The following is a 21,979-nucleotide window of genomic DNA, read 5'->3' as shown; positions in this document are numbered from 1 at the left end:
AAGGATGATTTCGATGATTATCAGTATAATGGCTGGAGGTCCGGAATGTTTTTGGCCGGATTTGACATGGTATAAGGAGAAGACAGATCTTTGGGTCGGGGTTGACAGGGGAGTATGGTCTCTGCTTGAAAAAGGTATCGAACCTAAGTACGGTTTTGGGGATTTTGATTCGGTTTCGGAGGGTGAATACGAAAAGATTGAGCAAATGCTGGAAGAAATCAATCTATATTCCTCGGAAAAGGATGAAACGGATTTAGAAATCGCATTTAAATGGGCAATGGGGCAAAAGCCAAGAGAAATTCACATTCTGGGCGCAACAGGGGGAAGAATGGACCATTTTCTCGGGAATATCCAGCTGCTCCAAAAAGAAAGTGTCCTCCCTCATCATGGTGATATGGATATATACATAGTCGATCGGCAAAATATAATCACAGTAAAGACAGCAGGTTCATATAAGGTCACCGCTTTGAAAGATAAGAAATACTTGTCCTTGCTCCCAGTAAACGCAGAAGTCACCGGCATTACTCTTTCGGGTTTCAAATATCCGCTGGACGATGCAAGCTTGGAAATGGGTTCGACGCTTTGCATCAGCAATGAACTAATTTCCGAATCTGGGAATGTTTCATTTGAGAAAGGCATATTAATGGTGATAAGAAGCAGTGATTAAAATTCATGCTTAGAGCAGATTCGGATATAATTACGATCATCCTATATCCGCTTAAAAGCTTATGTTGTAATAGAAAAATTCCACTTCATCTTTAATTGTGGGATGCAAAGAGGAGGGGCATGATGAAATTTTATACGATTAAATTGCCAAAAGTTCTGGGCAGTTTGGTAAGGGCTATGCTCGGAGCGTTTAAAAAAGGCTGATACTTATCTCCATGACACCTCTCAAATTAAGGGAGGTGTTATTTTTTAGTAAAATAGGGCGGCCATCCATTAATGGGTGAAGGCATCCTTCTTGATGCAGACTGGACCTGGTCAAGGATTTGAAACCATCCCCATTAAATACCGGCCATTACAAGTAAAAAGGCATCCTAAGAGGATGCCGTAACATTATACGCGTTCTACTTTGCCCGATTTAAGAGCTCTTGCAGAAACGTATACACGTTTAGGTTTACCGTCAACTAAAATACGTACTTTTTGAAGGTTAGCGCCCCATGTACGCTTGCTAGCGTTCATTGCGTGAGAGCGGCTGTTACCAGAACGAGTTCTTCTTCCAGTGATTACACATTTACGTGCCATGTCAAATTCCCTCCTAACTACAACAAGCTTAAGTTTTTCGCAGTCGTCTTAAGTCTTTGTAAAATACTTTAATAATTTATCATACCTACCGCTAGAATGCAATACTTCAGTTAATTACTTTCAAGAAAAAAACCTTGACATACATACTTCAAAATTGAATTATATAGAGTACCGTAAGACATTTACTTTTAAAACCATAGACATTATAGTAAAATGTCTTTAGTTGATTTGATTTTTGGGAGGGAAAAGAAAATGTCTATCGAATTACAAACGAAGTATGGACAAATTGATATCTCTAATGAGGTTATCGCTACTGTAGCAGGCGGCGCAGCCGTGGATTGCTACGGAATTATAGGAATGTCTTCCAAAAAACAATTTAAAGACGGCATTGCCGAAATTTTAAGAAAAGAAAACTTTACTAAAGGTGTAATTGTCCGTCAAGAAGAGGAAGAAGTTCATATCGATATGTATATTATCGTAAGTTATGGAACGAAAATCTCGGAAGTTGCACATAATGTGCAATCAAAGGTAAAGTACACTCTGGACAAAACTGTAGGATTAGCTGTTGATTCCGTTAACATTTTTGTACAGGGAGTTCGTGTGACGAACCCTTAAGTATAGGAGGAAAGTTTTGTGTCAATTACAAGTTTGAACGGAAAGCGCTTTGCAGAAATGATCATTCAAGGTGCCAACCATTTAGCGGCTAATGCCCAAATGGTTGATGCGTTGAATGTTTTCCCTGTTCCTGATGGAGATACAGGAACGAATATGAATTTATCGATGACTTCGGGAGCGAAGGAAGTGCAAAATAACGTCCAGGAACACATCGGAAAAGTGGGTGCGTCGCTTTCAAGAGGTTTGCTTATGGGCGCACGCGGCAATTCGGGAGTTATCCTTTCGCAACTGTTCCGCGGTTTTGCTAAAGCGATTGAACATAAATCGGAAATCAATAGTGAAGAATTTGCACAAGCTTTTGAAGCAGGGGTTCAGACAGCTTATAAAGCCGTTATGAAACCTGTTGAAGGAACCATTTTAACGGTTGCAAAAGATGCAGCCAAGCAAGCGGTTTCATCAGCAGCAAAGCATATAGACCTAATTCAGGTAATGGAAGAAATCGTTACGGAGGCCAATGCTTCATTAAAACGCACACCTGATCTTCTTCCAGTCTTAAAAGAAGTGGGTGTCGTTGATAGCGGGGGGCAAGGGTTGGTGTTCGTATATGAAGGTTTCCTTGCTGAGCTGAAAGGTGAAGCCCTTCCAGTCCGATCCGCTAATGGTCCAAGCATGGATGACATGATCAGTGCCGAACATCACATGAATGTACAAGGACATATGAACACGGAAGATATCGTGTTTGGCTACTGTACGGAATTCATGGTCCGATTGGAAAGTGAAAAACTTGCCAATCAATCATTTGATGAAGAAAAATTCAGAAATGATTTAAGTGAATACGGAGATTCTTTACTAGTCATCTCAGATGATGAAGTCGTCAAAGTACATATTCACTCTGAACAGCCTGGCACCTGTCTGAATTATGGACAGCAATATGGTAGTTTAATAAAAATGAAAATCGATAATATGCGTGAACAGCATACTGCGATTGTAGGTGAGACGAATACACCGCTTCAAACTAAACCGCCCACCAAAGAGAAGTACGCTGTAGTGTCAGTGGCGATGGGCGCTGGCATCAGCGAATTATTCAAAAGCATCGGCGCTAAGTCCGTCATCGAAGGCGGGCAAACGATGAATCCTAGTACGGAAGATATCGTTAAAGCTGTCGAAGGGGCATATGCAGATCATGTGATCATCTTGCCTAACAATAAAAATATCATCATGGCCGCCAATCAGGCTGCAGATGTACTTGGGGATCATGTGACTGTCATTCCAACGAAAACAGTACCACAGGGAATGGCTGCATTGTTGGCTTTCAACCCTTCACTTGATGCCGAAGAGAATAAAAAAGCGATGATCGAAGCCCTTTCGCATGTGAAAACGGGCCAGATTACTTATGCTGTCCGGGATACCAACATTGACGGTCTTGCAATCGAGACCGGGGACTTCATGGGAATTGCTGAAGGCACCATCAAGGTGAAGGATAAAGACATGACTCAAGCGGCAAAAGATCTTCTTTCCGATATGATTGACGAAGATTCAGAAATCCTTACCATTTTATATGGTGAAGATGCCACTGCTGAAGATGTCGAAAGTCTTGTTGCGTTTTGTAATGAGAATTTCGAAGACGTTGAAGTTGAAGTCCATAATGGGAAACAACCTTTATATTCTTTCATTTTTTCAATTGAATAAGTAGAGAACATGAAAATAAGGGAAACCTATCCGTCATAATGTTTGGACGATCCCGAAAAAAATAAAAGGCAATAAACTGCATATGTCATTAGGCTATGCAGTTTTATTTTGGCTGTTTTCACATACTTTGTTGCTATTTACCAGGTAGTGAGGGGTGGTTGATTTCCCCTCCAGATGCTCGCTTTCCGCGGGGCGGGCGGTGAACCTCCTCGGCGTAAACGACTGTGTGGTCTCACCTGTCCCGCTGCTCCCCGCAGGAGTCTCGCACTTTCGCTCCAATCAACCTTAAATAGTTTCGTTTAAAAACAACAATCTTTACGAAAAGAGCCTTTATTTTTATGAAAAGAAGGATTACGGACAGCATAATTGTAATTACAATATATCAGGCTTTATTATTAAACTGACTCCAAGTGAATAGAAGGAGGAGCTAATCATGAAATTTAGAAGTGTATTCGATATAATTGGTCCTGTTATGATCGGCCCCTCCAGCTCCCATACAGCAGGAGCTGCAAGGATCGGTAGGGTTGCCAGGAATTTATTCGACCGGGAACCAAAATGGGCCCATATTTCTTTTTACGGATCGTTTGCCAAAACCTATAAAGGCCATGGAACGGATGTAGCCATTGTAGGTGGCTTGCTTGATTTTGATACATTTGATGAGAGAATCAAAGAATCGCTGGAAATAGCACGCAAAAAGAAAATGAAAATTACATTTCGAGAAGAAGAGGCAGTACCGGAACATCCCAATACAGCAAAAATAACAGTTGGTGATGATGATGGTGAACTGGAACTTGTCGGAATATCGATAGGCGGGGGAAAGATCGAAATCGTCGAATTGAACGGATTTAAATTGAGGCTGTCCGGGCACAACCCTGCCATACTCGTCGTTCATGATGATCGATTTGGTGCCATTGCCAATGTTTCAAACATATTAGCCAAGCATCAAATCAATATTGGCCAAATGGAAGTCTCCCGAAAAGAGAAAGGGCAGATGGCCTTGATGACGATTGAAGTGGACCAAAACCTGGAGGATCACGTCATAGCTGAAATTACAGCACTCCCCAATATCACTCAAGTAGCAAGGATTGTGGATTGATAGAGCAATCGTTTCCACTTAGGAAGGAGAAGAAATCATGTTTCGAAATGTAGCGGAATTAGTAGAATTAGCTGAATCAAAGCAGAAAAAAATTTCAACGCTGATGATAGAGCAGGAAATGGAAGTAACGGGAAAAAGCCGTGAAGAAATCATCCGCCAGATGGGAGTCAACCTGGATGTAATGGAACAGGCAGTTGAAAAAGGACTTCAAGGTGTACGGTCCGTTTCCGGCCTGACGGGAGGGGATGCAGTCCTTCTTCAGAATTACATTAAATCCGGAAACTCCTTATCCGGTGAACTGCTGTTGGATGCGGTAAGCAAAGCCGTGGCAACAAACGAAGTGAACGCAGCCATGGGGACGATTTGTGCGACACCCACTGCCGGATCTGCTGGTGTTGTGCCTGGTGCGCTTTTCGCTTTGCAAAATAAATTAAAACCGAATCGCGAACAGAAAATAGAGTTCCTATTTACAGCAGGGGCGTTTGGTTTTGTAGTAGCGAATAATGCTTCTATCTCTGGAGCCGCAGGGGGCTGTCAGGCGGAGGTCGGTTCTGCTTCGGGTATGGCAGCGGCAGCCATCGTTGAAATGGCAGGAGGGACACCGGCACAAAGTGCAGAAGCGATGGCAATCACATTAAAGAACATGCTTGGTCTTGTGTGTGATCCTGTTGCTGGGCTTGTGGAGGTGCCTTGTGTGAAGCGTAATGCCATGGGTGCAGCCAATGCCATGGTTGCAGCAGATATGGCTTTAGCGGGCATCACAAGCCGCATACCGTGTGATGAAGTAATTGATGCGATGTATAAAATCGGGCAAACGATGCCATCTGCTCTTAGGGAAACTGCACAAGGAGGTTTAGCGGCTACACCGACTGGGCGGGAGTTGGAAGCGAAAATCTTTGGCTTACCGCTAAATAAGAAGTGAACTCGACTTTACGCGAACCCATTACCGCAGTAAAAGGCATTGGGGCCGAAACGGCAGCAGCTTTGGGGGAAATGGAGATCCATACCGTCGCGGATCTCCTTGAGCACCTCCCATATCGCTATGAAGATTACCGGTTGAGGGATTTAGAAACGGTCGAGCATGATGAACGGGTTACTGTAGAAGGCAAAGTTCATACGGTACCCACGTTAGGGTACTTCGGAAAGAAAAAGTCCAGGCTCACGATTAAAGTTTTGACTGGGAGATATTTAATAAATGTCATTTTTTTTAACCAGCCTTATCTGAAGCCGAAGCTTGCGATAGGCGAAACCGTAACGGTAACGGGAAAGTGGGATCGTCATCGTCAAACCATTACAGGCTCGGAATGCCATGTTGGTGATCAGAGCAGGGAGAAAGAGTTCGAACCGGTGTACTCAGTGAAGGGCAGCATTACCGTCAAAGGGCTCCGCCGCTTCATCTCCAATGCATTTTCTGAATATGGGACAATGATAGAAGAAAATCTGCCCCCGCAATTATTGGCGGCATACAAACTGATGCCGCGTAATGATGCTCTTCGTACCATGCATTTCCCTCAATCGGCCAATGAGGTGAAGAAGGCCCGACGCCGTTTTGTGTATGAAGAATTTTTATTGTTTCAACTTAAAATGCAGGCACTTCGTAAAGTACAGCGGGAGCAGTCAAAAGGAATAGGCCAGGAGTTTGACATGGAGCGGCTGGAAGCCTTTGTTGAAACCCTCCCTTTTCCTTTGACGAACGCTCAGAATAGGGTCGTCGAGGAAATAATGAATGACATGAAGTCTCCCTACAGGATGAACCGTCTGCTTCAAGGAGATGTCGGGTCTGGGAAAACGGTGGTTGCCGCCATATGCCTGAAGGCGACGATTACAGCAGGTTTCCAAGGTGCACTTATGGTCCCGACGGAAATCTTGGCTGAGCAGCATACACAATCGCTGAAAGCCATGTTGGAACCGAGTGGAGTAAAGGTCGCATTGTTGACAAGTTCGGTAAAAGGCAAAAAGCGCAAGGAACTATTGAAAATGCTGGAATCCGGGGAGCTGGATCTTTTGATAGGAACTCATGCATTAATTCAAGATGAAGTGAATTTCCGGAACTTAGGTCTTGTCATAACGGATGAACAACATCGTTTCGGAGTGGAGCAGCGCCGCATCCTTCGTGAAAAAGGTACCAATCCAGATGTACTTTTCATGACGGCTACACCAATTCCGCGAACTCTCGCAATTACAGTGTTTGGGGAAATGGACGTCTCGACGATCGATGAAATGCCTGCCGGGCGTAAAGCGATAGAGACCTATTGGGCGAAACACCAAATGCTTGATCGGATCTTATCCTTTGTCGAAAAGGAACTAAAGAAAGGGAGACAGGCTTACGTCATCTGTCCATTGATTGAGGAGTCGGAGAAACTCGATTCTTTACAGAATGTTCTTGATGTTCATGCAATGCTGACACAATACTTTGCGAACAGGTACAAAGTGGGTCTTATGCATGGACGGCTGCCTGCGGATGAAAAGGAAGAAGTGATGCAGCAGTTCAGTGCCAATGAAGCGCAGATCCTTGTTTCCACGACGGTCGTCGAGGTTGGGGTGAATGTTCCAAATGCAACGGTAATGGTCATTTATGATGCGGAGCGCTTTGGACTTTCACAGTTGCACCAGCTACGCGGAAGGGTTGGGCGGGGGAGCGATCAGTCCTTTTGCATCCTGCTGGCTGATCCGAAAACGGAAGTCGGCAAAGAGCGGATGAAAATCATGACTGAGACAAACGATGGTTTTGCCCTTTCCGAAAAAGATTTGGAACTCCGTGGACCTGGGGACTTCTTCGGTAAAAAACAAAGCGGCCTTCCCGAATTCAAGGTAGCCGACATGGTCCATGATTACAGGACCCTTGAAGTGGCAAGGGTGGATGCAGCAAAATTGATTGCCTCCCAAAGCTTTTGGCATTCCCCGGAGTATGCACCTTTGCGGGACTATTTAGAGGGAACGGGAGTATTTACAGGAGAAAAGCTGGACTGAACTGAATAAAAAACCAATAGCAGATTGTGAGATTTTACGCAATATCTTGCAATCTGTTTTTAAAATATATATACTACTATTAGTACCTAGTCATAATACTACGGATGGTGACCTTCAAATGCGAAGAAATAAGAAGGAACGCCAGCAATTATTAATCGAAACGATTAAACAGAATCCTTTTGTAACGGATGAGGAGCTGGCTGAAAAATATTCGGTGAGCGTCCAGACCATTAGGCTTGACCGTCTTGAATTATCGATACCGGAACTGCGTGAACGGATTAAAAGCGTGGCCGAGAAAAAATTCAGTGACGAAATCAGGGCATTGCCTTTGGATGAAATCATCGGGGAAGTAATTGATCTTAATTTAGATGATAATGCAATTTCGATTTTGGATATAAATAAAGAGCATGTCTTTAAGCGGAATGGAATCGCAAGGGGACATCACCTTTTTGCCCAAGCAAACTCATTGGCTGTGGCAGTCATAAATGATGAATTGGCATTAACTGCGAAAGCATCCATTTTATTCACTCGTTCTGTAAAGGAAAATGAAAGAGTGGTGGCTAAAGCGAGGGTTAAAAACGTGGACCACACCAACGATCGTTCCGTGGTGGAGGTTAGAAGCTACGTAGGTAATGAACTGGTTTTTAAAGGCGAGTTCGAAATGTATCGCTCTTAACTTGCTAGTAAAGGATGAAAAAAATGAAGATAACGATAGATGCAATGGGTGGCGATAATGCTCCCAAGGCACAGGTTTTGGGAGCGATGAAAGCTGTCGAGGCTTTTTCCGATGTGGAAATTACCTTGATAGGCAATGAATCCGAAATTAACCAATACTTAGCGAAGCATGGCCGAATAAGGGTTATACATACTGATGAAAAAATATTAAGTACCGATGAACCTGTTCGTGCGGTTCGCCGCAAGAAAAGCGCTTCGATGGTATTGGCTGCACAGCAAGTGGCTGACGGAGAAGCGGACGCATGCATTTCTTCAGGCAATACGGGGGCGCTGATGGCTGCAGGTTTGTTTGTGGTCGGAAGGATAGAAGGCATTGAACGTCCGGCATTGGCTCCCACCCTTCCGACGATCGATGGCAAGGGTTTTGTATTACTGGATGTAGGCGCGAACTCCGATGCGAAACCGGAGCATCTCCTTCAATTCGCCATAATGGGGTCTGTTTATGCCCAAAAAGTGCGGGGAATCGAAAAGCCCCGTGTCGGATTACTTAATATCGGAACAGAAGAAAAAAAAGGGAATGAACTGACTAAGCATGCCTTTACATTACTGCAGCAATCATCGGAGATATCCTTTATAGGTAACGTAGAGGCAAGGGACCTCCTAAACGGGCCGGCGGACGTTGTCGTGACGGACGGCTTCACGGGAAATATGGTGTTAAAGACTCTTGAAGGTACTGCTATGGGCGTATTCAAAATGGTGAAAGCTGCCTTGATGAGCAACCTCAAAAGTAAGTTGGCTGCAGCAATGGTAAAGCCAGAACTAAAAGTCATAAAAAATAAAATGGATTACTCGGAGTATGGCGGTGCTGGCCTCTTCGGTTTGAAGGCCCCTGTCATTAAGGCGCATGGTTCTTCAGATGCGAATGCGGTCTATAATGCTATACGCCAGACTCGCGATATGGTTGGAAATGACGTCATATCGACAATTGCGGAGACAATAGAAAAACAATAATAAATCATAGAGGCAGGGGAGTAACAGATGGGTAAAATTGCTTTTGTCTTTCCAGGACAAGGATCACAATCAATAGGAATGGGACATGGCTTATTTCAGGAAAAAGAGCGTGCTCAGCAAATTTTTCGATCAGCAGATGAAAAACTTGATTTTCCGCTTACGGAATTGATCTTTAATGGCACACAACAAGAATTAACTGTGACTTATAATGCACAGCCAGCCTTATTGACTACGAGTTATGCTTTTGTCAAGGAGTTGGAAGAAGCGGGAATCAAACCCGATTATACTGCCGGGCACAGTTTAGGTGAATATACGGCATTAGTGGCATCTGGTGCAATTTCTTTCGAAGATGCCGTATATACAGTGCGTAAACGCGGTGAATTCATGGAAGCTGCGGTACCGAATGGTCAAGGCTCAATGGCTGCGATTTTGGGAATGGACCGTGAAGCTCTATCTGAAGTCACTTCTGAAATTACGGCCACAGGTGAATCCGTTCAATTGGCCAATATTAATTGTCCAGGGCAAATCGTCATTTCAGGCACCTCCGAAGGGGTTAAACTTGCAAGTGCAAAAGCCAAGGAAAATGGGGCTAAACGGGCTCTTCCTCTTGAAGTGAGTGGACCGTTCCATTCTGAATTAATGAAACCGGCAGCAGAAAAGTTACAGGGTGTCCTTGATGAAGTAAGCTTCAAACAGGCAGAAATTCCTGTCATTTCAAACGTAACGGCTAAGCCCATTACAGCACCTGCCGAAATAAAAGAAAAATTAATCGAACAGCTGTATTCACCGGTCCTTTGGGAGGACAGTGTGAAAAATCTACTTGAATTGGGCGTGGATACGTTCATCGAGGTTGGCCCAGGGAAAGTGTTGGGCGGATTGATAAAGAAAATTGATCGTTCCGTTCAAATTCATTCGGTATCCGATATAGACACTCTAACTAAAACAATTGAAACATTGAAGGGGGTACAAGCATGATCCTCGAAGGTAAAAAAGCGCTTGTAACGGGAGCATCACGAGGTATTGGCAGGGAAGTTGCATTGGAACTTGCCCGGCAGGGGGCAGACGTTGCCATTAACTATTCCGGCAGTGAAGCTAAAGCGAATGAAGTGGTTGATGAAATCAAGGCATTGGGCCGAAAAGCATTCGCCATCCAATGCGATGTTGCAAATAGTGAATCGGTGACAAGCATGATCAAAGAGGTCGTCGAACAATTTGAAAGAGTGGATATCCTGGTTAATAATGCCGGCATCACACGTGATAACCTATTGATGCGCATGAAAGAAGATGAATGGGATTCTGTTATCAATACGAATCTTAAAGGCGTGTTCCTATGCACCAAAGCTGTTACAAGGCAAATGATGAAGCAGCGCAGCGGCAGAATCATCAATATGGCATCGATCGTCGGCGTAAGCGGAAATGCAGGGCAGGCTAATTATGTAGCGGCTAAAGCAGGTGTCATCGGTTTGACTAAGACGACGGCAAAGGAACTTGCATCAAGAGGCATTACGGTCAATGCGATTGCCCCAGGTTTCATCTCAACGGATATGACTGGGGAATTGCCTGAGGATGTCCAAAAAGCCATGCTGGACCAAATTCCGCTTGCACGTTTCGGTGACCCTAAAGATATTGCTGCAGTGGCGTCTTTCCTTGCTTCCGATGCAAGCAAATATATGACTGGGCAAACTCTTCATGTAGATGGCGGCATGGTCATGTAAGTTTTCTTTGATTTTTTTCGAAATTAATTTATAATGTCTTGAGGGGAGGTGAACACATTGGCAGATGTATTAGAAAGAGTAACTAAAATCGTTGTAGATCGTTTGAACGTAGAAGAATCAGAGGTAAAACTTGAAGCTTCTTTCAAAGAAGATCTTGGTGCCGATTCCCTTGATGTAGTTGAACTAGTCATGGAATTCGAAGACGAGTTTGATATGGAAATTTCGGACGATGACGCTGAAAAAATCGCCACAGTAGGTGATGCTGTGAATTACATACAAAGCACTATGTAATGAATTGTCATTTGACTAAAAGCTCCGTTTTTTAACGGGGCTTTCTCTTATTGCTTAAAGAAGTTTGATTCAGCGGCAGATAACGGAATGATCATGTTCACGGGTATGCTCCGACTGCATGCAGTGTCTTTTGCCTTTAGTTTTCTTTAAGCGGATAATCATGTATGATGTTACATAGGAAAGCTTGACAGGAATTCCTGCCAGGTTTCTTTTTATATATTGGAAAAATATGCTTTTTGAACCGTGGAGGGTTTTGTGTGATGCGTAGGAACGGAAATAATCGTAAACCATCAATCAAGGAAAATAAATTCAAACAGTTGCAAGAAAATCTGGGTTTTCATTTTAAAGATGAAAATTTATTGAAACAAGCTTTTACACATTCATCTTATGTGAATGAGCATCGCCGTAAGCCTTATGAAGATAATGAAAGGCTTGAATTCTTGGGGGACGCTGTACTTGAACTGACCATCTCTAAATACTTATATCAAAAATATCCGATGATGAGCGAAGGTGAACTTACCAAACTAAGGGCAGCGATTGTGTGTGAGCCTTCACTTGTTGCTTTTGCCAATAGCCTTTCTTACGGGGAATATGTATTACTCGGAAAAGGGGAAGAAATGACAGGTGGAAGGGAACGCCCTGCCATGCTTGCGGATGTATTCGAAGCCTATATTGGTGCTTTGTACCTTGATCAAGGATTAGAGCCAGTTGTGCAGTTTTTGACGAATGTCGTGTTTCCGAAGATAGACGAGGGTGCTTTTTCTCATGTGATGGATTATAAGAGCCAGCTTCAGGAGCTGATCCAGCGCGATGCCATCGGTGTCCTGCAATATAAGATCTTGCAGGAAAAAGGACCGGCCCATAATCGGGAGTTTGTTTCGACGGTCTCACTGAATGGGGAAGAACTTGGCTCTGGAATAGGAAAGTCCAAAAAAGAAGCGGAGCAGCATGCAGCCGAGCATGCATTGATCGTTTTAAAAGAAAAAAATCAACAAGATAGTTGAACAGTAGAGGGGGAAAGGTCATGTTCCTCAAACGTTTGGACGTTGTAGGATTTAAATCTTTCGCAGAGAAAATTTCGATAGATTTTGTACCTGGTGTCACGGCAGTGGTTGGACCAAACGGAAGCGGTAAAAGTAATGTGACCGATGCAGTCCGGTGGGTCCTTGGAGAGCAGTCTGCGAAATCACTGCGTGGAGCAAAAATGGAAGATATCATCTTTTCGGGAAGTGACACGAGGAAAGCGTTGAATTTTGCGGAAGTATCATTGACCCTTGATAACGAGACCAATTCCCTGCCGATCGACTTTCATGAAGTCAGTGTGACAAGACGTGTATATCGATCGGGAGAAAGTGAATTTTTCATTAATAATCAAGGGTGCCGTCTGAAAGACATCATAGACCTTTTCATGGATTCCGGTCTTGGGAGAGAAGCGTTTTCCATCATCAGCCAAGGGAAAGTGGAAGAAATCCTTAGCAGTAAGGCTGAAGAAAGACGAGTGATTTTTGAAGAAGCGGCCGGTGTCCTGAAGTATAAAACGAGAAAACGAAAAGCGGAATCGAAGCTGACGGAAACACAGGATAACTTAAACCGTGTCCATGATATCCTCCATGAATTGGAGGGGCAGGTGGAGCCGTTAAAAATTCAGTCTTCCCTCGCCAAGGAATTTTTGGCGAAGAAAGACGAGCTAGAGCAAATAGAAGTGGCTTTAACCGTTTATGAAATTGAAGAGCTTTATGAAAAGTGGGAAAAACTATCACAGGAACTAGAAAAACATAATGAAATGGAACAGCAAATGGCAGGACAGCTTCAGGACAGGGAAGCGCATCTCAAAAAGCTAAGGGATAGTCTTGCGACGCTTGAGACATCGATCAATGGCCTTCAGGAGATTCTCCTGAATGCCAGCGAAGAACTTGAAAAGCTTGAAGGCCGTAAAGAAGTTTTGAAAGAACGGAAAAAAAATGCCGCCCAAAACAAGTCACAGCTGGAAAAAGCGATTGTGGAAGGTGAGGCTGCAGTCGAGCGTTTGTCTTTGCAAAAGGAAAGGGAAACGGAAATCCTGCATGCATTGAACTTGGAAGTGAAAGGGATTTCTGAAACCTTACATGAAAAACAAAAAAGCCTAGGCCTATTCAATAGTGATATCGAAGCGGTGATTGAAGCGAAAAAAAGTGACTATATCGAGTGGTTGAACAAGCAGGCCTCGGCCAAAAACGAAAAACAATACCTGCTTCAGCAGCTTGCGCAGCAGGAACATAAAAATGCAAAACTTGATATGGAAAATGAAAAGTTCTTAACTGAAAGAATGGATATCACTGCTAAAAAAATGGAATATTCACAGCTGATGGATAATATGACCAAGCAGCTTGAAGAGCATGTCACTTATTTCCGAAATCAGCAGAATAAATTGAATGCGGCAAAAGATACGTATCAAAAACAAGAAACCACCCTTTATAAGGCCTATCAATTCCTTCAACAGGCTAAATCGCGTAAGGAACTGCTTGAAGAAATGGAAGATGATTATGCTGGCTTCTTTCAGGGTGTAAAAGAGGTTTTGAAAGCGAAAGAAACCCTTCGAGGCATTGAAGGGGCAGTTGCGGAATTGATAAAGGTTCCAAAGGAGTATGAAACGGCCATTGAAACGGCTTTGGGCGGAGCGATGCAGCATGTTGTCGTGGAACGCGAAGAGCATGCACGTGAAGCCATTTCCTTCTTGAAGAAAAATAGGTACGGGCGTGCGACTTTCTTGCCTTTATCAGTCATAAAGGCAAGAGAGATATCAGCTAACCAATTATCGATGCTGAAGAGCCATTCAGCTTTTGTAGGGACTGGTTCCTCATTGATCCAATATGATGATAGGCATGCAGCGATTGCTGAAAACCTATTAGGAACAGTGATTATCACCACAGATTTAAAAGGGGCAAATGACCTGGCGAAAATGATGCAGCACCGTTTCCGCTTCGTAACACTTGAAGGGGATATCGTCAATCCAGGTGGTTCAATGACTGGTGGAGCCTTAAAGCAAAAAACGACCTCCCTGCTTTCAAGGAAAACGGAATTGGAGGAGCTCCAACAAAAACTTGCTGCCATGGAAGTCAAAACGAATCAGCTTGAAAAGCAAGTCAAACAGCTCAAAGTGGATGTGGGTGTTCAAGAGCAAACGCTTGAACAAACCAGAAAAACTGGAGAGAGACTTCGGTTACAAGAACAAACCCTTAAAGGGGAACTCCGTGAAGTGGAGCTTCAGGAAAGAAATGTGAATGAACGGCTGCACCTTTATGATTTGGATAAAAATTCATATTTAGAAGAACAACAGCAAAAAACGGCAAGACTTGAAGAGCTTGAAGAACTTTTGGAATCATGTAAATCGGAAATTGAAGGTCTGGACCGACTGATTTCCGAAATGACCGAACAAAAGCAATCACAACAATCTTCAAAAGAGAGCCTTGCTGAAGAAACGAATGAACTGAGGGTAATGCTGGCTTCCAAGCGTGGCCAGCTGCAAAACCAAAAAGAGAAGATGGAACGCATTGAATCGGATCTTTCTAAGGAATCAAGCAGGCTTGCTGAAAACAAAGATGATTTAGGGCTCCTGACCAATGAAATGACAGACAGTTCAAGCGGGGAAGAGTCCCTGGAAGATATGGCTCAGCAGAAATTGCTCGATAAAAATGGAGCAATTGAAGGAATCACCATAAAAAAACAGGAAAAAAACGAGCTTCTAATGGAAGTTGAAACGCTCGAACTGTCCTTGAAAGAAGAAAATCGACTTTATAGAGGCATTGTCGAAGTGATAAAGGATGAAGAAGTGAAATTAACTCGTCTGGATGTCGAACTGGAAAATCGCCTCGACCACTTGCGAGAAGAATATACCCTTTCCTTTGAAGGTGCTAAAGAACAGTATCCATTGATGATGCCTGACGACGAAGCTCAAAAAAGGGTGAAGCTCATCAAGCTTGCTATCGAGGAACTGGGGACGGTGAATTTAGGTGCAATTGATGAATACGCACGTGTAGCTGAACGCTATGAATTCCTTCTTAGTCAAAAGGAAGACCTTCAACAGGCGAAAGATACATTATTCCAAGTCATCGATGAAATGGATGATGAAATGAAACGCCGCTTTGCGGATACTTTCTATTCGATCCGTAAAGAATTCGAACAAGTCTTCAAAGCTTTATTTGGCGGAGGCAGGGCGGAGCTGAAACTGACGAATCCTGATGATTTGCTAAATACAGGTGTGGATATCATTGCACAGCCTCCCGGAAAAAAACTGCAAAATTTGAGCCTCTTATCCGGCGGAGAACGAGCATTGACAGCCATAGCCCTTTTATTCTCCATTCTAAAAGTGCGTCCTGTTCCTTTCTGTATCCTTGACGAAGTCGAGGCAGCGCTAGATGAGGCGAATGTCGTCCGGTTCAGCCAATTTTTAAGAAAGTTCAGCAGGGAAACGCAGTTCATCGTGATTACTCACCGCAAAGGCACGATGGAAGAGGCAGATGTCCTATATGGCATTACGATGCAGGAATCAGGTGTCTCCAAACTTGTTTCCGTCCGGATGGAAGAATCAGAAAACTTTATGGAAGTTTAAAATTCATGAATTAGAGGAAGTGGGACAATGAGTTTTTTCAAAAAGTTAAAAGAGAAATTTACGACTCAGGAAGAAAAAGAAAAAGAAAAAGAAAAATCAGTTGAAGCAGAAGTATCCATTGGGGAAAAATTCAAACAAGGTTTGACAAAGACGAGGAATTCCTTTACTGGAAGGGTTAATGAACTTGTTGCCCGTTATCGGAAAGTGGATGAGGACTTCTTTGAAGAACTTGAAGAAATCCTGATACAGGCTGATGTAGGCTTTGATACTGTGATGGAACTGATTGATCAATTAAAAATGGAAGTCAAGCTTCGCAATATCTCTGATACGAGGGAAGTGCAGTCCGTTATTTCCGAAAAGCTTGTTGAAATCTACCAAGGTGATGATGAAGCGACTTCAAGCCTGAATATACAAGAAGAAGGTTTGACTGTCATTTTGTTTGTAGGGGTTAATGGGGTAGGTAAAACGACCACCATTGGTAAACTTGCCCACAAATTCAAAACAGAAGGAAAATCTGTCGTATTGGCTGCAGGGGATACCTTCCGTGCCGGTGCGATTGAACAGCTTGAGGTTTGGGGTGAGCGTGTCGGTGTCAGTGTAATCAAACAGGGTGAAGGCTCTGACCCAGCAGCTGTCATGTTCGACGCCATTCAGGCCGCCAAGGCACGAAAAGCGGATATCCTTATCTGTGACACTGCCGGTCGCTTGCAGAATAAAGTGAATTTAATGAAGGAATTGGAAAAGGTGAAACGTGTAATTGAACGTGAAGTACCAGGTGCACCACACGAGGTGCTGCTTGCCCTTGATGCTACAACTGGACAAAATGCCCTTATCCAGGCCAAGACATTCAAGGAAGCGACAAATGTTTCCGGTATTGTTTTAACAAAGCTTGATGGCACCGCAAAAGGTGGAATTGTTTTGGCGATTCGCAATGAATTGGCCATTCCCGTTAAATTTGTCGGGCTAGGTGAAAAAATGGATGATCTACAGGAATTCGATGCCGAGAAATATGTTTATGGCCTTTTTGCTGATATCATCGATAAAGAAGAGGTTTAAGGGAAAATTGTAAGCCGGAAGAGTCCATTCTCTTCTGGTTTTTTACCATGATAATTGGAGGAACTATTGAAGAAATGCCCAAAAAAGAAGCGGAAAATGAAAAAAATAATGCTTTGCAAACACGTGGTAAGGAGTTTAACTTGACATCAAATAAACAAGGCTTTACAATATAAACTTGTAAAGGGTTTTCACTTAACAGCAGGGAGGCTTGCTAAGATGCTTGAAAAGACAACGCGGATTAATTATTTGTATGACTTTTACCAATCGTTGTTAACAGAGAAGCAGCAGAGCTACATGTCCCTCTACTATCTGGATGATTACTCTCTTGGCGAGATTGCCGATGAATACGAAGTCAGTAGGCAGGCAGTCTATGATAATATAAAAAGAACAGAAGCGATGCTTGAGGAATATGAAGCAAAGCTATTGTTATTTCAAAAATTTCAAGAGCGTAACCAGTGGATTGCGAATATGAAGGGACTCATAGAAAAGGAATCCTTTTCAAAAGAGAAGCTGCTAGACGCAATCACAACGCTTGAGAAGTTGGATTAGGAGGCGGCAATATGGCATTTGAAGGATTGGCCGACCGACTGCAGAGCACGATGCAAAAGATCCGTGGAAAAGGGAAGGTCAACGAAGCGGACGTTAAAGAAATGATGCGTGAAGTTCGATTGGCCCTGCTTGAAGCGGATGTTAACTTTAAAGTCGTGAAGGATTTTGTAAAACGTGTCAGTGAACGTTCGGTAGGTCAGGAAGTGCTGAAAAGCTTAACCCCCGGTCAACAGGTAATTAAAGTAGTTAAGGAAGAATTGACTGAGCTGATGGGCGGCGAACAGAGCAAGATTGCCGTTGCCTCGAAACCACCGACTGTCATTATGATGGTAGGTCTTCAGGGTGCTGGTAAAACGACGACCACCGGAAAGCTTGCCAATCTTCTTAGAAAAAAATACAACCGCAAGCCATTGCTCGTTGCGGCTGATATTTACCGTCCGGCGGCGATTAAGCAGCTCGAAACACTTGGCAAACAATTAAGCATGCCTGTTTTCTCCCTTGGGGACCAGGTCAGCCCTGTTGAAATTGCCAAACAGGCAATTGAAAAAGCTAAGGAAGAACATCATGACTATGTGTTGATTGATACCGCAGGCCGTCTTCATGTGGATGAAAACTTGATGGGCGAACTGAAGGATATCAAAGAGTTGACAAAACCTGATGAAATCTTCCTGGTTGTCGATGCAATGACAGGTCAGGATGCGGTCAATGTAGCCCAAAGCTTCAATGAACAGCTAGGCCTGACAGGAGTCGTTTTAACGAAACTTGATGGGGATACACGTGGTGGTGCGGCACTTTCAATTCGTTCAGTCACCGACACGCCGATCAAATTCGTCGGTATGGGTGAAAAATTGGATGCACTTGAAGCGTTCCATCCAGAACGGATGGCGTCAAGGATCCTCGGCATGGGTGATGTATTGACCCTTATCGAAAAAGCACAGGCCAATGTAGATGAAGAAAAAGCGAAAGAATTAGAGAAAAAGATGCGTACCGCCACTTTTACCTTTGATGATTTCCTTGATCAGCTTGGTCAGGTGCGGAATATGGGACCGCTTGATGATATTCTGAAAATGATTCCCGGTGCGAATAAAATGAAAGGGATGGACAACCTTCAGATCGATGAGAAACAGATCGGTCATGTTGAAGCTATCATCCGTTCAATGACAACGCATGAAAAGGAACATCCGGAAACCATGAATGCATCCCGCAAGAAACGGATTGCAAAAGGAAGCGGCAGATCGATTCAAGAAGTGAACCGTCTACTGAAGCAATTCGAAGAAATGAAAAAGATGATGAAACAGGTCACGAACATGCAAAAAGGAAAGAAAAAGGGATTCAAATTCCCGTTCATGTAAGGTTTATTTCAGGTTTAAACTGAGGCAAATACGGGTCGAAGCCATGTATTTCAACACTTTTTTTACCTGTTAAGAAAAAAACCTTTACAAACATGCAAGACATTTGATATTATACTATCTTGTGTGAAACTATTCGGAGGTGCTTATTTAAAATGGCAGTAAAAATTCGCTTAAAACGTATGGGAGCTAAAAAATCTCCTTTCTATCGTATTGTAGTTGCAGATTCTCGTTCACCACGTGACGGACGTTACATTGAAGTGGTAGGAACTTATAACCCGGTTGCTCAACCAGCTAAAGTTGAAATCAACGAAGAGCTTGCTCTTAAATGGTTACAAGATGGAGCTAAACCATCTGATACAGTTCGTAACTTATTCTCTACACAAGGCATCATGGAAAAATTCCATGTTGCAAAAAACAGCAAGTAATCGACGGTAGTTGATGAAAGCACTTATTGAAACGATTGTTTCAGCACTTGTGGATTATCCGGAAGAGGTCATTGTGACCTCCAAGGAAGAATCCGACCGGATTGTTTATACCCTCTCCGTTCATAAAGAGGATATGGGCAAGGTTATCGGTAAACAAGGGCGTGTTGCTAAGGCGATTCGGACTGTGGTATATGCAGCAGGATCTTCACAGCAGAAGAAAATCTATTTGGAGATTTCCGAATAAGGAGGGTTAATACCCCTCCTTTTTTTTTTGTACTTGAAATTTCGACTTGGATCCTAATTGAATAGACCCGGACTTTAAACTTTACGCCTTTTTAAGACGCATCTTTTATCGATTTACGTTATACTTAAGAGAATGACCCCCATTTCAAAAAGATTACCCCATCATACATATTTTTTGAAGGAAATAAGAAATCTTAGATAATAGGAGGTGCTGGAATGAAAATTCTCCAAAATGTAATCGTTAACCAAGTATTAACGGAATCCAGCAAGAATCAGCTCCTCGAGAAATACAAGTCAAAACGCCTTCAGCTTCAAAAAGAGAGTGAACAGCTTCGCTTTGAACTGAAAAAACTTGAAAAAACAAGAACTCTCCAACCTGCTAGTCTCCGTGCTCATTTCGAAAAAGAAATAAACCAGAGGCAAGAAAAAATTAAACTGCTTGAATTTCAAATGGAGCAGTTGGAGATCCTTCCCGCAGGTAGTGAATTGAAGGAACGGGAAGTTCAAAGTATCATTGATGTGGAAATTGGGGCAGATTGGGACGAAATCATGGCAACGAAGACCATTGTCATAAAAGATGGAATCGTCTCGGAAATTCGTTAGAGGTGAAAGAATGGAAAAATGGTTTAATGTAGGTAAAATTGTCAACACACATGGTCTTTTAGGAGAAGTCCGTGTAATTTCTTCAACAGACTTTCCGGAAAAACGATACAAAGTGGGAAATACTCTGTATCTGTTTAGGGACACGGAGAAAAAACCCTTGCCCCTCATCATCAGGTCGCATCGCACCCATAAAAACTTTAACCTATTGACGTTCGAGAACTATTATAACGTCGGACAGGTCGAGGCATTTAAAAACGGGGTCCTGAAAGTGAAGGAAGCACAGCTTGGTAAATTGGACGAAGGTGAGTTCTACTTCCATGAAATCATCGGCTGTTCGGTATTTACCGATGAAGGAATGGAAGTTGGGGAAATCGTTGAGGTTCTTACGCCTGGTGCCAATGATGTTTGGGTCATTAAGAAAGCTGGCAGTAAGGACATCCTGATCCCGTATATTGAACAAATTGTTAAAGAAGTGGATATTTCCGCTAAAAAGGTCATCATTACACCGATGGAAGGACTTTTAGACTGATGAAAATCGATGTGCTTTCGCTTTTTCCAGAAATGTTCGAAGGGGTATTTGGTTCGTCAATCTTAAAAAAGGCTGCGGAAAAGCAGGCTGTTAGCTATAAGGTGACCAATTTTCGAGATTATGCAGATAATAAGCATTCGACGGTAGATGATTATCCTTATGGAGGCGGTGCCGGAATGGTATTAAAGGCACAGCCGATCTTTGATGCTGTGGAAGCTCTTAAAGGGCAAGGTGAGCTAACCCCAAGGGTAGTCCTGCTTTGTCCCCAGGGAGAGCGTTACACGCAGAAAAAAGCCGAAGAGCTTGCTGAAGAAGAACATCTCATTTTCATTTGCGGGCATTATGAAGGGTATGATGAGCGCATCCGGGAGCATGTCGTAACGGATGAAATATCTATAGGTGACTTTGTGCTTACAGGCGGGGAATTGGGCGCAATGGTCATTATTGATAGCGTTGTTCGCTTGCTGCCGGGCGTTTTGGGGAATGTTGACTCCCCGATCCTTGATTCCTATTCTTCTGGTTTGTTAGAGCATCCCCATTATACTAGACCTGCAGATTTCCGGGGGATGAAAGTTCCCGATCCGCTAATATCCGGGAATCATAAAAAAATCGATGAATGGCGGATGAAGGAATCTCTGCGCAGAACTTGGATTCGACGTCCGGATTTACTCGATAGTTATGAACTATCTGAAGTTGAAAAAAAATTATTGTCCGAGATTAAAAAAGAAGACTGATGTCTATTGCATCGACGCTTAGAGTATGATAGGATATACCTTGTGACTTGGGCAAAATGCTCAGTCTTATAACGATGTTCCGCTGCAAACAATAAGTATTTGCAAGAGCGTCCAGGAGGAGTTGAAATCGATGCAAAATCTTATTAACGAAATCACAAAAGAACAACTTCGCTCAGATCTTCCATCATTCAGACCTGGTGACACAGTACGTGTACACGTAAAGGTTATTGAAGGAACTCGCGAACGTATCCAGTTGTTTGAAGGCGTTGTAATCAAACGTCGTGGCGGCGGAGTTAGTGAAACTTTCACAGTACGTAAGATTTCTTACGGAGTTGGAGTAGAACGTGCTTTCCCTGTTCACACACCAAAAATTGCGAAACTAGAAGTTATCCGTCACGGTAAAGTACGTCGTGCGAAACTTTATTACCTACGCGAACTTCGTGGTAAAAAAGCACGTATTAAAGAAATTCGTCGTTAATTCTTCGAATATCTTCATGCGGGTTTACCATGATCCACATAAGGTGAATAACCAAACAGTATCATGCAAAAAAAGGGAGCTTGTTTATCAGGCTCCCTTTTTGCACTTTAAGAAA

The 21,979-nt window shown here is 43.1% G+C and carries 24 protein-coding genes; 23 read left to right on the top strand and 1 reads right to left on the bottom strand.

Going from position 1 to position 21,979, the window contains the following annotated elements:
• Positions 1 to 13 precede the first annotated feature (13 nt).
• Together ACFX4H_RS07310 and spoVM are read left to right on the top strand one after the other, a co-directional pair.
• The gene (locus ACFX4H_RS07310) at positions 14 to 667 is read left to right on the top strand and encodes a thiamine diphosphokinase (protein WP_096338239.1); all 654 of its coding nucleotides are present in this window, start codon (positions 14 to 16) and stop codon (positions 665 to 667) included.
• A 122-nt stretch (positions 668 to 789) separates the two neighbouring features.
• On the top strand, positions 790 to 870 hold the full coding sequence (gene spoVM, locus ACFX4H_RS07305; RefSeq protein ID WP_034313769.1) for a stage V sporulation protein SpoVM: 81 nt from the start codon (positions 790 to 792) through the stop codon (positions 868 to 870).
• Positions 871 to 1,056: 186 nt separating this feature from the next.
• Here spoVM and rpmB read toward each other — a convergent pair whose 3' ends face one another.
• A complete protein-coding gene (rpmB, locus tag ACFX4H_RS07300) occupies positions 1,057 to 1,245 on the bottom strand; it encodes a 50S ribosomal protein L28 (protein WP_034313767.1) in 189 nt (62 codons plus the stop codon).
• A 252-nt stretch (positions 1,246 to 1,497) separates the two neighbouring features.
• Here rpmB and ACFX4H_RS07295 point away from each other — a divergent pair, with 252 nt between their 5' ends.
• The 21 genes from ACFX4H_RS07295 (at position 1,498) to rplS (ending at position 21,864) form a co-directional block, all read left to right on the top strand.
• Positions 1,498 to 1,860 carry an Asp23/Gls24 family envelope stress response protein gene (locus ACFX4H_RS07295; RefSeq protein ID WP_034313762.1) on the top strand — a complete coding sequence of 121 codons (363 nt, stop codon included), beginning with the start codon at positions 1,498 to 1,500 and terminating at the stop codon, positions 1,858 to 1,860.
• A gap of 18 nt (positions 1,861 to 1,878) precedes the next feature.
• Complete coding sequence (locus ACFX4H_RS07290; protein WP_034313758.1) at positions 1,879 to 3,549, top strand: DAK2 domain-containing protein; 1,671 nt, start codon at positions 1,879 to 1,881, stop codon at positions 3,547 to 3,549.
• Positions 3,550 to 3,982: 433 nt separating this feature from the next.
• A complete protein-coding gene (sdaAB, locus tag ACFX4H_RS07285; protein ID WP_034313754.1) occupies positions 3,983 to 4,645 on the top strand; it encodes an L-serine ammonia-lyase, iron-sulfur-dependent subunit beta in 663 nt (220 codons plus the stop codon).
• Positions 4,646 to 4,682: 37 nt separating this feature from the next.
• The gene (gene sdaAA / locus ACFX4H_RS07280; RefSeq protein WP_063576897.1) at positions 4,683 to 5,567 is read left to right on the top strand and encodes an L-serine ammonia-lyase, iron-sulfur-dependent, subunit alpha; all 885 of its coding nucleotides are present in this window, start codon (positions 4,683 to 4,685) and stop codon (positions 5,565 to 5,567) included.
• On the top strand, positions 5,564 to 7,615 hold the full coding sequence (recG, locus tag ACFX4H_RS07275) for an ATP-dependent DNA helicase RecG (protein WP_377434844.1): 2,052 nt from the start codon (positions 5,564 to 5,566) through the stop codon (positions 7,613 to 7,615). Before sdaAA ends, recG begins: the two co-directional genes overlap by 4 nt.
• A 118-nt stretch (positions 7,616 to 7,733) precedes the next feature.
• The gene (fapR, locus tag ACFX4H_RS07270; RefSeq protein WP_034313744.1) at positions 7,734 to 8,291 is read left to right on the top strand and encodes a transcription factor FapR; all 558 of its coding nucleotides are present in this window, start codon (positions 7,734 to 7,736) and stop codon (positions 8,289 to 8,291) included.
• 23 nt (positions 8,292 to 8,314) lie between these two features.
• The gene (gene plsX / locus ACFX4H_RS07265) at positions 8,315 to 9,301 is read left to right on the top strand and encodes a phosphate acyltransferase PlsX (RefSeq protein WP_034313740.1); all 987 of its coding nucleotides are present in this window, start codon (positions 8,315 to 8,317) and stop codon (positions 9,299 to 9,301) included.
• 27 nt (positions 9,302 to 9,328) lie between these two features.
• Positions 9,329 to 10,276 (top strand): ACP S-malonyltransferase, encoded by a 948-nt coding sequence (fabD, locus tag ACFX4H_RS07260; protein ID WP_034313737.1) that lies wholly within the window; start codon positions 9,329 to 9,331, stop codon positions 10,274 to 10,276.
• Positions 10,273 to 11,016 (top strand): 3-oxoacyl-[acyl-carrier-protein] reductase, encoded by a 744-nt coding sequence (gene fabG, locus ACFX4H_RS07255; protein ID WP_034313733.1) that lies wholly within the window; start codon positions 10,273 to 10,275, stop codon positions 11,014 to 11,016. Before fabD ends, fabG begins: the two co-directional genes overlap by 4 nt.
• Before the next feature lie 57 nt (positions 11,017 to 11,073).
• Entirely contained in the window at positions 11,074 to 11,307 is a 234-nt protein-coding gene (locus ACFX4H_RS07250; RefSeq protein WP_034313729.1) for an acyl carrier protein, read from the top strand.
• Between the two features lie 260 nt (positions 11,308 to 11,567).
• On the top strand, positions 11,568 to 12,311 hold the full coding sequence (gene rnc, locus ACFX4H_RS07245; protein ID WP_034313726.1) for a ribonuclease III: 744 nt from the start codon (positions 11,568 to 11,570) through the stop codon (positions 12,309 to 12,311).
• 20 nt (positions 12,312 to 12,331) lie between these two features.
• Complete coding sequence (smc, locus tag ACFX4H_RS07240) at positions 12,332 to 15,895, top strand: chromosome segregation protein SMC (protein ID WP_377434842.1); 3,564 nt, start codon at positions 12,332 to 12,334, stop codon at positions 15,893 to 15,895.
• A gap of 27 nt (positions 15,896 to 15,922) precedes the next feature.
• Complete coding sequence (gene ftsY, locus ACFX4H_RS07235; RefSeq protein ID WP_377434841.1) at positions 15,923 to 16,951, top strand: signal recognition particle-docking protein FtsY; 1,029 nt, start codon at positions 15,923 to 15,925, stop codon at positions 16,949 to 16,951.
• Positions 16,952 to 17,167: 216 nt separating this feature from the next.
• Positions 17,168 to 17,500: a putative DNA-binding protein gene (locus ACFX4H_RS07230; protein ID WP_034313718.1), complete on the top strand. Its 333-nt coding sequence runs from the start codon at positions 17,168 to 17,170 to the stop codon at positions 17,498 to 17,500.
• Positions 17,501 to 17,511: 11 nt separating this feature from the next.
• On the top strand, positions 17,512 to 18,852 hold the full coding sequence (gene ffh, locus ACFX4H_RS07225) for a signal recognition particle protein (RefSeq protein WP_034313716.1): 1,341 nt from the start codon (positions 17,512 to 17,514) through the stop codon (positions 18,850 to 18,852).
• 152 nt (positions 18,853 to 19,004) lie between these two features.
• Complete coding sequence (gene rpsP / locus ACFX4H_RS07220) at positions 19,005 to 19,277, top strand: 30S ribosomal protein S16 (protein ID WP_048684918.1); 273 nt, start codon at positions 19,005 to 19,007, stop codon at positions 19,275 to 19,277.
• Between the two features lie 13 nt (positions 19,278 to 19,290).
• Positions 19,291 to 19,521, top strand: coding sequence for a KH domain-containing protein (locus tag ACFX4H_RS07215; RefSeq protein ID WP_034313713.1), 231 nt, complete (start codon positions 19,291 to 19,293; stop codon positions 19,519 to 19,521).
• 215 nt (positions 19,522 to 19,736) lie between these two features.
• Complete coding sequence (locus ACFX4H_RS07210) at positions 19,737 to 20,123, top strand: YlqD family protein (protein ID WP_034313711.1); 387 nt, start codon at positions 19,737 to 19,739, stop codon at positions 20,121 to 20,123.
• A 10-nt stretch (positions 20,124 to 20,133) separates the two neighbouring features.
• Entirely contained in the window at positions 20,134 to 20,652 is a 519-nt protein-coding gene (gene rimM, locus ACFX4H_RS07205; protein WP_034313708.1) for a ribosome maturation factor RimM, read from the top strand.
• A complete protein-coding gene (gene trmD / locus ACFX4H_RS07200) occupies positions 20,652 to 21,386 on the top strand; it encodes a tRNA (guanosine(37)-N1)-methyltransferase TrmD (RefSeq protein WP_034313706.1) in 735 nt (244 codons plus the stop codon). Before rimM ends, trmD begins: the two co-directional genes overlap by 1 nt.
• Before the next feature lie 130 nt (positions 21,387 to 21,516).
• Positions 21,517 to 21,864, top strand: coding sequence for a 50S ribosomal protein L19 (gene rplS, locus ACFX4H_RS07195; protein WP_034313702.1), 348 nt, complete (start codon positions 21,517 to 21,519; stop codon positions 21,862 to 21,864).
• Positions 21,865 to 21,979 lie beyond the last annotated feature (115 nt).

Origin of the sequence: Peribacillus sp. YIM B13477, assembly GCF_042787955.1 — a bacterium.
GTDB classification, from domain to species: Bacteria; Bacillota; Bacilli; order Bacillales; family DSM-1321; genus Peribacillus; species Peribacillus frigoritolerans.
The sequence above is the reverse complement of the archived record's forward strand: the minus strand, read 5'-3'. Positions and strand labels throughout refer to the sequence as shown.

Excerpts from the sequence above, each read along its gene's own strand:
- ACFX4H_RS07310 (WP_096338239.1), top strand. The coding sequence starts at position 14 with ATGATTATCAGTATAATGGCTGGAGGTCCGGAATGTTTTTGGCCGGAT.
- spoVM (WP_034313769.1), top strand. The coding sequence starts at position 790 with ATGAAATTTTATACGATTAAATTGCCAAAAGTTCTGGGCAGTTTGGTA.
- rpmB (WP_034313767.1), bottom strand. The coding sequence starts at position 1,245 with ATGGCACGTAAATGTGTAATCACTGGAAGAAGAACTCGTTCTGGTAAC.
- ACFX4H_RS07295 (WP_034313762.1), top strand. The coding sequence starts at position 1,498 with ATGTCTATCGAATTACAAACGAAGTATGGACAAATTGATATCTCTAAT.
- sdaAB (WP_034313754.1), top strand. The coding sequence starts at position 3,983 with ATGAAATTTAGAAGTGTATTCGATATAATTGGTCCTGTTATGATCGGC.
- sdaAA (WP_063576897.1), top strand. The coding sequence starts at position 4,683 with ATGTTTCGAAATGTAGCGGAATTAGTAGAATTAGCTGAATCAAAGCAG.
- fapR (WP_034313744.1), top strand. The coding sequence starts at position 7,734 with ATGCGAAGAAATAAGAAGGAACGCCAGCAATTATTAATCGAAACGATT.
- plsX (WP_034313740.1), top strand. The coding sequence starts at position 8,315 with ATGAAGATAACGATAGATGCAATGGGTGGCGATAATGCTCCCAAGGCA.
- fabD (WP_034313737.1), top strand. The coding sequence starts at position 9,329 with ATGGGTAAAATTGCTTTTGTCTTTCCAGGACAAGGATCACAATCAATA.
- fabG (WP_034313733.1), top strand. The coding sequence starts at position 10,273 with ATGATCCTCGAAGGTAAAAAAGCGCTTGTAACGGGAGCATCACGAGGT.
- rnc (WP_034313726.1), top strand. The coding sequence starts at position 11,568 with ATGCGTAGGAACGGAAATAATCGTAAACCATCAATCAAGGAAAATAAA.
- smc (WP_377434842.1), top strand. The coding sequence starts at position 12,332 with ATGTTCCTCAAACGTTTGGACGTTGTAGGATTTAAATCTTTCGCAGAG.
- ftsY (WP_377434841.1), top strand. The coding sequence starts at position 15,923 with ATGAGTTTTTTCAAAAAGTTAAAAGAGAAATTTACGACTCAGGAAGAA.
- ACFX4H_RS07230 (WP_034313718.1), top strand. The coding sequence starts at position 17,168 with ATGCTTGAAAAGACAACGCGGATTAATTATTTGTATGACTTTTACCAA.
- ffh (WP_034313716.1), top strand. The coding sequence starts at position 17,512 with ATGGCATTTGAAGGATTGGCCGACCGACTGCAGAGCACGATGCAAAAG.
- rpsP (WP_048684918.1), top strand. The coding sequence starts at position 19,005 with ATGGCAGTAAAAATTCGCTTAAAACGTATGGGAGCTAAAAAATCTCCT.
- ACFX4H_RS07215 (WP_034313713.1), top strand. The coding sequence starts at position 19,291 with ATGAAAGCACTTATTGAAACGATTGTTTCAGCACTTGTGGATTATCCG.
- ACFX4H_RS07210 (WP_034313711.1), top strand. The coding sequence starts at position 19,737 with ATGAAAATTCTCCAAAATGTAATCGTTAACCAAGTATTAACGGAATCC.
- rimM (WP_034313708.1), top strand. The coding sequence starts at position 20,134 with ATGGAAAAATGGTTTAATGTAGGTAAAATTGTCAACACACATGGTCTT.
- trmD (WP_034313706.1), top strand. The coding sequence starts at position 20,652 with ATGAAAATCGATGTGCTTTCGCTTTTTCCAGAAATGTTCGAAGGGGTA.
- rplS (WP_034313702.1), top strand. The coding sequence starts at position 21,517 with ATGCAAAATCTTATTAACGAAATCACAAAAGAACAACTTCGCTCAGAT.